Origin of the sequence: Amycolatopsis tucumanensis, from assembly GCF_021654135.1 — a bacterium.
Taxonomy (GTDB): domain Bacteria; phylum Actinomycetota; class Actinomycetes; order Mycobacteriales; family Pseudonocardiaceae; genus Amycolatopsis_E; species Amycolatopsis_E tucumanensis.
Window position 1 is genome coordinate 1 of record NZ_JAKGSD010000127.1, and the last position, 2,229, is coordinate 2,229.

2 protein-coding genes are annotated in these 2,229 nt (G+C 72.4%); both read left to right on the forward strand.

Annotated features, from left to right (window positions below; all coding sequences use genetic code 11):
- The first annotated feature begins 127 nt into the window (after window positions 1-127).
- Window positions 128-844 carry a response regulator gene (locus tag L2C96_RS44105; RefSeq protein WP_038532327.1) on the forward strand — a complete coding sequence of 239 codons (717 nt, stop codon included), beginning with the start codon at window positions 128-130 and terminating at the stop codon, window positions 842-844.
- A gap of 91 nt (window positions 845-935) precedes the next feature.
- Window positions 936-2,159, forward strand: coding sequence for a ribonuclease D (locus L2C96_RS44110; RefSeq protein ID WP_020422382.1), 1,224 nt, complete (start codon window positions 936-938; stop codon window positions 2,157-2,159).
- Window positions 2,160-2,229 lie beyond the last annotated feature (70 nt).

A 2,229-nucleotide genomic window follows, 5' to 3' on the forward strand; every position in this document is an offset into this window, starting at 1 on the left:
ACACCCTTCACCCATCTCCACACACCACCCAGGGTTAGGACTTACTCATCTAGAGCTGGCGCGGCTGATCGGCCGAAAGTACCCGGTGCCGGTCGGGGGGCACGACCGACTCCAGGGAGGTAGTGACGTGGCTGCCGTCGGCTTGTCGCAGGCCGTCAGATCCACGCCAGCCGGTGCTTTGCCGGCGAGCATGGTCCCGCACCCGCGGGAAGAGCTGTTTTCGGTGCTGGTGGTCGACGACCACCCGCTCCTGAGGGAGGCGATTGCCGCACGACTCGCACAGATGGGTGCGGGCACCGTACACGAAGCTGCCTCGGTAGCGGAGGCGAGAGCGCGGGCGACCGCGACGGGTCCGTGCGACCTGGCCATCCTCGACCTCGGGCTGCCGGACGGGAGCGGGATCGACCTGGTCACGGAACTCCGCAGCCAGGGCTGGCCCCGCATCGTGGTGCTCGCCTCGTCCGACGACCCGTATGCCGTGCGCTCGGCCTTCCAGGCCGGTGCCCAGGCGTACCTGCTGAAGTCGGCCTCGCCCATGGTGGTGACCGACGGGGTGCGCCGGGTGCTGGACGGCGGGGTGTACGCGGACCCGAGCGTGGCCCCGGTCCTGGCGACCGGCACGCGGGTGCCGGGCACCGACAACACGCCGCGGGAGCTGTCCGCGCGCGAGGTGGAGGTGCTGCAACTGGTCGCCGACGGCCAGTCCAACAAGGAGATCGGCGAGGAGCTCAGCCTCTCGGCGCTCACCGTCAAGTCGCACCTGTCCCGGATCGGGCGCAAGCTCGGCACCGGCGACCGGGCGCAGATGGTGGCGCTGGCGATGCGAGCCGGCGTCATCCGCTGATCCCCAGCCGATAACACGACCCAACGGACGGGCGTACCGGTGACGGTGCGCCCGTCCCGTAGGGTTGACCGACGTGGAAACCGCAGATCAAGTGCCTGATACCAGCGAACCGGACGTCCCGGTCACGCTCAAGGAGCCGGCCGACGGGACGCCGGACGTGGTGGCGGACGAGCCGGCGCTGGCGCGTGCCTGCGAACGGCTGGCGGCGGGCACGGGTGCGATCGCGGTGGACACCGAGCGCGCGTCCGGCTACCGCTACTGGCCCAAGGCCTACCTGGTGCAGTTGCGCCGGGAGGGCTCCGGCACGGTGCTGGTGGACCCCATCGCCCTGGAGGGCAGGCTGGGGCCGCTGCAGGACGTGCTGAACGGCGAGGAGTGGGTGCTGCACGCCGCCTCGCAGGACTTGCCGTGCCTGGCCGAGCTGGACCTGGTTCCGGGCAGCCTGTTCGACACCGAGCTGGCCGGGCGGCTGGCCGGCTACGAGCGGGTGGCGCTGGGCACCCTGGTGGAGAAGCTGCTGGGCTACCACCTGGAGAAGGGGCACAGCGCGGCCGACTGGTCGAAGCGGCCGTTGCCGGTGGACTGGCTCAACTACGCGGCGCTGGACGTCGAGCTGCTGATCCCGCTGCGGGAGAAGCTCGAGGCCGAGTTGGACGCCCAGGGCAAGCTGGACTGGGCGCGCCAGGAGTTCGAGGCCGTCCGGACCGCCCCGCAGCCCCCGCCGAGGAGCGAGCCGTGGCGGCGCACGTCGGGGATCCACAAGGTCCGCACCGCGCGGGGCCTGGCGGCGGTGCGCGCGCTGTGGGAGGCCCGCGACGAGCTGGCCCGCAAGCGGGACCGCGCGCCGAGCCGGGTGCTGCCCGACAGCGCGATCGTGAACGCGGTGCTGGCGGAGCCGAAGTCCGTGGCCGAGCTGCAGGCGCTGCCGGTCTTCGGCGGACGCGTCCAGCGGCGCTACACGGGCAACTGGTTCCGCCACCTCCAGGCGGCGCGCCAACTGCCGCGCGACCAGCTGCCCAACCCGGCACAACCGAACGACGGCCCTCCCCCGGCGAACCGCTGGGCGGACAAGGACCCCGACGCGGCAGCCCGCCTGGCCGCGGCCCGCGCCGGGTTGGCGAAGATCGCCGACCACCACCAACTGCCGGTGGAGAACCTGTTGCTGCCGGACCTGTTGCGCCGCACCTGCTGGCGCCCACCAGAGGACAGGAGCCTCGAGGCGGTCTCGGCGGCACTGGCCGCGGGCGGCGCACGCCCGTGGCAGGTGGAGCTGACGGCGCCGGTGCTGGTAGAGGCTCTGCAGGCGACCGCCTGAGCAGCCCCACAGCGAAACGCAAGCCGGCAACGCAAAGCAGCCGACTACCCCAACCAGACCTCCCCCGCCC